This window comes from Planctomycetaceae bacterium (genome assembly GCA_041398785.1).
Classification (GTDB): Bacteria; Planctomycetota; Planctomycetia; order Planctomycetales; family Planctomycetaceae; genus JAWKUA01.
Genome location: JAWKUA010000070.1, coordinates 1 through 1,679, shown reverse-complemented (window position 1 = coordinate 1,679; position 1,679 = coordinate 1). Strand labels below are relative to the sequence as shown.

The window sequence follows — 1,679 nt, the reverse complement described above, 5'->3', positions numbered from 1 at the left end:
GGTGTTTGACAGAGATCCGGTCTATTGTTGCGGGAAGTAAACCTGACCGGGGCGGGATTCGTCCAAAATCCGAATGATCTTGATGCCGGGCCACATTCGGAATCCTGAGCGATTTCCGGGAGATAAATGAGATGCTTGCAACAGAACAGAAGCTGCAGGGCGAATACACGACTCTGCAGCCGTCGATCGCTCGCGATGCAGTTTCGGCTACCGTCCGCGGCAGATCATTCGACCGGCGTTTTCCGGGCGTGGCCACAACCTGGGTGGTGCGTTCGCTGTGTCTGGTGGCACTCGCGGTAAGCGGCTATCTGGCGTGGACATCGATGGTGGCGGGGCACGTCTACGGCTGTGGTGGCGGTGCCGTCTTCGATTGCGGTCATGTTCTGCACAGCCGCTGGGCCAGGTTGTTTTCGATTCCTGTCAGCGTTCCTGCCGTCGCGCTTTACGCAAGTCTGCTTGGAATTCTGGCGTTCATGAACACGAAGGCTCCTGTGCAACTGAAGCACGTCGGCTGGTCGGTAGTGACGCTGGGTGGCCTGTCGGCGGGACTGGCCGCACTTTGGTTTATCGGACTTCAGGTGTTCGCGATCGAGCGGCTCTGTATCTACTGTCTGGTTGCTCACGGCTGTGGCCTGACCCTGGCGGCAATCGTGCTGTACCAGCGACCCGCGGGAAATGCGCTGACCGCAAAACTGGCGGGAATCGGCGTCGCCGCCACCGCGGTTCTGATCACAGCACAGATGATGGCTCCGATTCCGCCGACATATGCCGTTGAGGTTTACGACACGCCGGGCAGCGTCGACGTTTCCGGACTTTCCACCGCAGCGGCAGGTAATTCGGAAGAACCGCAGGATGATGTTTTCGCACCGCCCGGTGGTCTGTTCGAACCACCGGCGGTGAATTTTGAACCACCTGTGATTCCGCCGGACGCACAAACGAAATCCGACGCCCCGACGGTTCCTCAGCAGCAGTCGCGCGAAGCGGTGGAAGTCCGCGGAACCGGCGATTCCGCAGTTGGCGAAGAAACGGATTCGCAGCCACGCGAATCTGAGGCGTCGATGGCGGCAACTTTGCTGCTACTGGTGCCGACAACCCTTCACGCGCCGTCGCAGTTGCTGTTTCAGGAACCGGATTCTGCAGAAAAGGATTCTGCAGAAGAAGAACAGAAAGCTCCGGCCGCCGGGGAGCCGAACGAACGGATCGTCAGCGTAGCGGGAAATCAAATTCGCCTGAACTCCATGCACTGGCCGTTGCTCGGGAAGTCAGACGCGAAATACATCTTTGTTGAAATGTTCGACTACACATGCCCTCACTGCCGCAACACACATGTCGCCGTTCAGGGCGCATTCGAACGCTATGGGGACGATCTGGCGGTGATCGCACTGCCGGTTCCTCTGAACCGTGCCTGCAACAGCGCGGCATCGGGCGGTTCTGAACATGCGAGTGCCTGCGAACTTGCGAAACTGGCCGTCGCCGTCTGGCGAACAAGTCCCGGCAAGTACCGGGAGTTCCATGACTGGCTGTTTCAGTCGACCGCCAACACTCAGCCCGCGACGGCGCGACAGCATGCAGAAAAACTGGTTGGCGCCGATGCGCTGAAGGAAGAACTTTCGAAACCGTACGCGGACCAATACATCGCAAAGCACGTGGAACTGTACCGACGCGTCGGCGCGGGCGTA

At 59.4% G+C, this 1,679-nt stretch carries 1 protein-coding gene; it reads left to right on the top strand.

Features of this window, described 5'->3' with window-relative positions:
• Positions 1–131 precede the first annotated feature (131 nt).
• Positions 132–1,679, top strand: a 1,548-nt coding sequence (locus R3C19_27460) for a vitamin K epoxide reductase family protein (protein ID MEZ6064101.1), incomplete at its 3' end; no start/stop codon positions are given.